This window comes from Microcystis sp. LSC13-02 (assembly GCA_002282935.1).
In the GTDB taxonomy this organism is placed as follows: domain Bacteria; phylum Cyanobacteriota; class Cyanobacteriia; order Cyanobacteriales; family Microcystaceae; genus Microcystis.
The window spans coordinates 1-6,207 of sequence record MTBT01000296.1 but is presented as its reverse complement, the minus strand read 5'-3'; the positions used below and the strand labels follow the sequence as shown (position 1 = coordinate 6,207).

The window sequence follows — 6,207 nt, the reverse complement described above, 5'->3', positions numbered from 1 at the left end:
CCAATCACTCCAAGGGGCGGCACTTTTTGAGGGAAAAAAAGTCTAAAAACCTTGTTGGATAAGGTTTTTAGATTTATTCAGCAAACCCTAATTAGGGGGTTGTTTCTCGAAAAACCAGAGGAAGAATATACAGGGATAAATTTAGAGATAGAAGCCAGATTGAGGGTGTGTTAGTCAAAATTAACACACCATTAATTTTATTTTTAAGTCAGAACTGTCCCAATTATGGGATAGATGTCTTAATTTCTTACATAATCATCAACCTAAAAAGATTTAATTGTGTTCAAAGATTCGGTAACGTGAGCTTTAAAATCTAACATAGAATCAAAAATATGTCTGACGATTCCCTCTTGATCAATGATATAGGTAACTCGTCCGGGGAGGACGAATAAGGTAGAGGGAACACCGAATAATTTCCGGACTCGGTTATCGCTATCACTTAAAAGGGTGAAGGGAAGATTATATTTTTGGGCAAATTGTTGATGAGATTGGGGACTATCGGCACTAATACCAATAACTTCCGCACCCGCATCGGTAAACACTTCGTAACTATCGCGGAAAGCGCAGGATTCTGCGGTACAACCCGGAGTGTCATCTTTGGGATAGAAATAAATTACCAGGGATTTTTTACCGATTAAATCGGTGACATTAACCGTTGTCCCTGTTTGGGAAGGGAGAGAAAAATTGGGAACTCGATCGCCTACTTTTATAGCTGCCATAAGATTAATTAATGAATAGATAATCGTGGATAGGGTGATACTTTAACATTCTAACCTTTTTTGGTCTTTTGTTTAGCCCGTTTAGCGGCAGCTTTGACCGCTTTTTCTGCTTCAATGCGTTTTTGTTCGGCTTTTTGTTTTTCTTCGTCTAGTTTTTCTAGATAATAGTGATAATCTCCTGCGTAGGCAATTAATTCGCCCTCCCGAATCTCGACAATTTTATTAGCTACCTGGGAGATAAAATAACGATCATGGGAAACAATTAAAACCGTGCCTTCATAAACTTTTAAAGCCGATTCTAACATTTCCTTGGCGGGAATATCGAGGTGATTAGTCGGTTCATCGAGAATTAATAAGTTAGCGGGAGCAAGTAACATTTTGGCTAAGGCAAGACGCGCTTTTTCGCCACCACTCAAAGATTCTACTTTTTTTAATACCGTTTCCCCTCTGAATAAAAATCGCCCTAAAAGACTGCGAACTTCCACATCTTTCCAATCGGGAACTTCATCATGAATGGTATTTAAAACAGTTTTAGTTAGGTCTAAAGCTTCCGCTTGGTTCTGCTCAAAATAACTAGGAATAACGTTATGTTTACCGATTTCGATCGAGCCTTCTGTGGGGGGTTCTAACCCAACAATTAAACGTAAAAGCGTGGATTTTCCTGCACCATTTGGGCCTAAAAAAGCCACTCGATCGCCCCTTTCTATTTCCAGATTTGCTCCGAAAAAGAGAATTTTATCATCGTAAATGTGAACAATATTTTTAATAGTTACCACTTCCCGACCACTACGCACTGCTGGAGGAAACTGGAATTTTAAGGTACGCACATCGGCAATTGGTGCTTCAATTTTTTCTACCTTTTCTAATTGTTTTTCCCGGCTTTTTGCTTGGGTACTGCGGGTGGCACTGGCACGGAACCGATCCACGAAAGCTTGCTGTTTTTCTAGTTCTTTTTGCTGACGTTCGTAGGCACTTAACTGAGCAGATTGTTGTTCGTATTTTTGCTGTAGGTAGGCAGAATAATTACCTAAATAAGTGGTAGAAACTCCCCTTTCAGTTTCGACAATTTTGGTACAGAGACGATCAAGAAATTCCCGGTCGTGGGAAACTATGACCATGGGAGTAGTTAAATCCTTGAGGAATTTTTCTAACCATTCAATGGTTTCTAAGTCTAAATGGTTAGTCGGTTCATCGAGGAGTAAAATATCGGGAGTTTGCAGGAGAATTTTGCCTAAACTCATCCGCATTTGCCAACCACCACTAAAGGAACTTACCAAGCGATCGCCGTCATCAATAGTAAAGCCCATTTCTGGTAAAATTTTCTCGATGCGCGCTTCTAATCCGTAACCATCTAACGCTTCAAATTGTCTTTGTAAGCGATCCAATTGATGAATTAAGCGATCTAATTCTTCGGGATCAGCTTTTTCCATGCGCTGGGGAATTTCTATTAGTTGATGGTGGACTTGATTCGCTTCTTGAAACACCGTCCAAAATTCCTCCCGTACCGTCCGACGGGGATCCACTTCAAATTCTTGGGTAAGATAGCCGATATGGAGACTGGTAGGACGGATGATCTCCCCAGCGGTGGGTTCCACTTCCCCCATAATAATTTTCAGCTGGGTGGATTTTCCGGCCCCATTGACTCCCACCAAACCGATGCGATCGCCAGTTTTTACTTCCCAAGTGACATCTTTTAACACTTCTCCCGTCGGGTAAATCTTACTAATTCTCTCTAGTCGTAGCATCGCTGATTTTTCTCCAGTCCTAGGCAGTTGAGGCAGTCCGCCTCTATTGTAACATTTAGTTAAGCTTTATCTGGTCTTTGTCAAGTTTTCTCGATTGAGCCACCTGACACTATTTTTTATCTGAAAGAGATAATAATGCTTAATCCCTACCCCATAAAAAAAGAAACGGCTAGTTTAATCACCAGAGATGGAATTAGTTTAGCTGCCGATATTTATCGTCCCGATAGTAGGGAATCTTTTCCCATTTTACTAATGCGACAACCCTACGGAAAAGCGATCGCTTCTACGGTGGTTTATGCCCATCCTAGCTGGTATGCACGTCAGGGTTATATTGTGGTAATTCAGGATGTCCGGGGACGGGGAAACTCGACGGGAAATTTTAATTTATTTGCCCATGAAATTAGCGACGGATTAGAAACTATTGAATGGGTTTTAACTATTCCTAATAATACGGGTGTGGTGGGAATGTATGGTTTTTCCTATCAGGGAATGACCCAATTATACGCCGCTACTAATGGTCATGCTGCTTTAAAAACTATTTGCCCAGCAATGATCGCTCACGATTTATATCGAGATTGGGGCTATGAAAATGAAGCATTTAATTTCCAATATAATCTCGCTTGGGCAATACAATTAGCAGCGGAAACAGCTAGATTAAAAGGGGACGAAACTGCCTATCAAAAACTCTGGGTAGCTTCCCGAAATTTACCCCTTTTTGATCCTATTGCTGCCTCTCCCCAAATTCTGCAAGATTTAGCTGCTGATTCTTTTTATCACGATTGGATTACTCGTTATCTTCCCGATGACTATTGGCAAAATTTATCCCCGCAAAACCTTTTAAAAAATATCGATTTACCGATGTTACATATCGGGGGTTGGTTCGATCCTCATCTCCGGGGAACTTTGGGTTTATACCAAGAAATGCAAGCGCGTTCTATCTATCCCCAACAGCTAATTATTGGTGCTTGGACTCATCTACCCTGGGGGAGAAAAGTAGGAGAGATAGATTATGGTCAAGAGGCAATTAGTCCCGTGGATAAAATGCAGCTGCAATGGTTTGATTATTTCTTAAAAGGTCAGGAAACGGAGTTATTAAAAAATCCTCCTATGTATCTATTTCAAATGGGGTCTAATCAATGGCACTATCTGGAAAAGTTTCCCAGAGAAAATCAGCAAATTTATTATCTTGCTAGTCAAGGTTTAGCCAATCTGCGCGAGGATGAGGGGAAATTAAGCGCGATTTTGTTAGAACCTGCGATCGAGGATACCATCGTTCACGATCCTTGGCGACCGGTCCCATCTTTAGGAGGTCATAGCGCCCTACCGGGGGGAATATTCGACCGCACCATGCTAGACTGTCGCAGTGATGTGATTACCTACACTTCTCCCCCCCTAGAGAAAGATTTAACTATTTTGGGTAGTCCCCGTCTGGATTGTTATTGTCAAGCAGATGCGGTTAGTTTCGATATCTGTGCGGTGGTTTCTCAAGTTACCCCCGATGGTCGAGTTTTTAATATCACTCAGGGTTATAAACGGGTAAATAATCCCGAATCGCCCCTAAATATTGCTATGCAGGCCACTTTTATCACTATTCCTCAAGGTCATAGCTTGCGTTTAAGTCTGAGTGCCTCTTGCTTTCCCGCACATCCCGTCAATGCGGGAACCGGCAGCTATCCCCACCAGAGTCGAGCGATCGATTTTTCTACTATCACAATTAAGGTTTTTTGTCAAGGAAATTTTCCGGCAAAATTGCTATTACCTTTAGTCGGGGAAAGCTAAACCGCTGCGGGGATCGCGAATGTATAAACCTAACACCAGCGAGGAGATAACCGTATCCCAGACGGGGGTGAATTTTTCCGCATCATCGACCCAATAATCCATAGTAATTAAACATTGAACCCCGGAACCAATGCCCACGGCAATACGCGAATAAGCTGGCCGATTTTCTTGAGGGTCGATGAATTGAATTTGCACCCAAACAATGCGTACTGTTTGGCGTTTTTCTTGGATAACTTCGCCGATTTCGTGAGGATTGCGGCTATCTTCACGAGCTAATTTTTTGACCATTCCTTTCAGGGGTAATTCTTTCCAATCTCCGGGGGGAAGTAAATTATAGGAAACCTCTAAACGACAATCATCATCGGGGGGTTTTCTATCTAAAAAACGAAAGGAATTATCATCGGGTTCAAAATGCCAATCTTGCGGAACTTCAAAGCGAACTGCACCGCGACCAGCTACAAAAATACTGTTACCCGGACTAGATTTCCAGTTATGATCTGGATTTAAATCGAGGGTTTCTTTGATCCATTGCAGATTGTGTTTTTTGGATTTAGCCATAGGTATAATCCTGCGATAAGAATCGGACTATAGCTGTCATTATACAGGCTTTTTCCTGAGAATTAACCAAAGCTTCTGTCTTCACCCTTAAGATAACTGCTGTATAATTTTTAGAAATCCCACAGCACGGGATTATCATCCAAGAAATCAGTTACCTGTTTACCAATATTATCAATTAATTTTAGGTCTTCCGGGGTTAAATTAATTGTCATTGCTTGAGCGTTATTAACTGCTTGAGCGGCATTTCTTACCCCAGCAATTGCATTAGTTTGAGGTTGCTTAATTAACCAAGCAAGAGATAATTGAGCTAGGGAACAATTATAGCGGTCAGCAATCGGTTCTAATTGATTTAAAGCCGCTTGTACCCTCGGAAAGTTTTCGCCATGAAAGAGTTTATTTTTAATTCTATGGTCTTCCGCTGCCAACTGATAACCGGTTCTAAATTTTCCTGTTAATAAACCTTGGGCAAGGGGAGAATAGGCCAGAATAGAAATATTATTCTCTATACAATAGGGCATAATTTCCTTTTCTACCGAGCGCCAAAACAGAGAATAGGGAGGTTGAATACTCTCAATTCTGCCGTATTGACTAGCTTCTTCCAGTTGAGAGCGGGAGAAATTGGAAACCCCTATAGCTCGAATTTTTCCCTGTGCTTTCAGATAATTAAGAGCGGCCATAGTTTCAGAAATAGGCACTATTTCCGTGTTCCATGAGCCACTAGGCCAATGAATTTGATAAAGATCGATATAATAAGTTTGGAGGTTTTTTAAAGAGCGATGGCAAGCTGCGATAACTTGCTCATATTTGAGGTGATTAGCAAAAACTTTTGTGGCATAAATTACCTGTTCTCGCACATCGGCTAAAGCTTGAGCGACAATCAATTCTGAGTGACCTTCCCCGTAGATTTCGGCTGTATCTACAGTGGTAATTCCTGCCTCAAAAGCGGCACGAATTGCTTTAATACTTTCCTCATCTTCAATACCTGCCCACATCTTTTTTCCTGCTTGCCAAGTACCCACGAGAAGGGGAGTAATTTCTATATTAGTCTGACCGAGATAGCGTTTTTGCATAACAGTTTTTTGATGGGTTAAGTATGCTTAGGGTTTCAGTCGGGTTTAGGGCTGAAAATCCCAGCTGAAGAGGACTAAGGTGACAAGGATAAAAACTTTTACCGGTAGGGGTGTAAAGAACAAACTTAACAAGCCACAAAAAAGACCTAATAAGCGGGTACTGAGGCTAATTATTTCGCCTTGAACATTATAGCTGATCGACAGGGCGATTAGGGCTAGAGTAAGGAGAAAAATCATCGAAAAACTGGGTCTGAAACCCCGCCCTTTAGCGATAGCGGAGGGCGGCTTTATATAAGTTAGTGAGAAACAATTAAACCGTTAGAACGACGAATTAAC

5 protein-coding genes are annotated in these 6,207 nt (G+C 41.5%); 1 reads left to right on the top strand and 4 read right to left on the bottom strand.

Translation table 11 applies throughout. The features are described 5' to 3' along the window. Positions 1-263: 263 nt before the first annotated feature. The gene (locus BGL89_RS18600) at positions 264-719 is read right to left on the bottom strand and encodes a peroxiredoxin (RefSeq protein WP_286827010.1); all 456 of its coding nucleotides are present in this window, start codon (positions 717-719) and stop codon (positions 264-266) included. 50 nt (positions 720-769) lie between these two features. Then, complete coding sequence (locus tag BGL89_RS18595) at positions 770-2,464, bottom strand: ABC-F family ATP-binding cassette domain-containing protein (protein WP_286827009.1); 1,695 nt, start codon at positions 2,462-2,464, stop codon at positions 770-772. A gap of 135 nt (positions 2,465-2,599) precedes the next feature. On the opposite strand from BGL89_RS18595, the gene BGL89_RS18590 reads away from it, so the two are divergent. Continuing rightward, the gene (locus tag BGL89_RS18590; RefSeq protein WP_286827008.1) at positions 2,600-4,243 is read left to right on the top strand and encodes a CocE/NonD family hydrolase; all 1,644 of its coding nucleotides are present in this window, start codon (positions 2,600-2,602) and stop codon (positions 4,241-4,243) included. Here BGL89_RS18590 and BGL89_RS18585 read toward each other — a convergent pair. Both BGL89_RS18585 and BGL89_RS18580 read right to left on the bottom strand, forming a co-directional pair. Continuing rightward, positions 4,226-4,801 (bottom strand): Alr1449 family protein, encoded by a 576-nt coding sequence (locus tag BGL89_RS18585; protein WP_147069357.1) that lies wholly within the window; start codon positions 4,799-4,801, stop codon positions 4,226-4,228. The two genes, BGL89_RS18590 and BGL89_RS18585, sit on opposite strands and share 18 nt — an antisense overlap. Positions 4,802-4,911: 110 nt before the next feature. Then, positions 4,912-5,871, bottom strand: a complete 960-nt coding sequence (locus tag BGL89_RS18580) for an aldo/keto reductase (protein ID WP_286827006.1) — start codon at positions 5,869-5,871, stop codon at positions 4,912-4,914. Between the last annotated feature and the right edge of the window lie 336 nt (positions 5,872-6,207).

Coding starts and splice junctions, on each gene's coding strand:
- BGL89_RS18590 (WP_286827008.1), top strand. CDS start 2,600: ATGCTTAATCCCTACCCCATAAAAAAAGAAACGGCTAGTTTAATCACC.
- BGL89_RS18580 (WP_286827006.1), bottom strand. CDS start 5,871: ATGCAAAAACGCTATCTCGGTCAGACTAATATAGAAATTACTCCCCTT.
- BGL89_RS18585 (WP_147069357.1), bottom strand. CDS start 4,801: ATGGCTAAATCCAAAAAACACAATCTGCAATGGATCAAAGAAACCCTC.
- BGL89_RS18600 (WP_286827010.1), bottom strand. CDS start 719: ATGGCAGCTATAAAAGTAGGCGATCGAGTTCCCAATTTTTCTCTCCCT.
- BGL89_RS18595 (WP_286827009.1), bottom strand. CDS start 2,464: ATGCTACGACTAGAGAGAATTAGTAAGATTTACCCGACGGGAGAAGTG.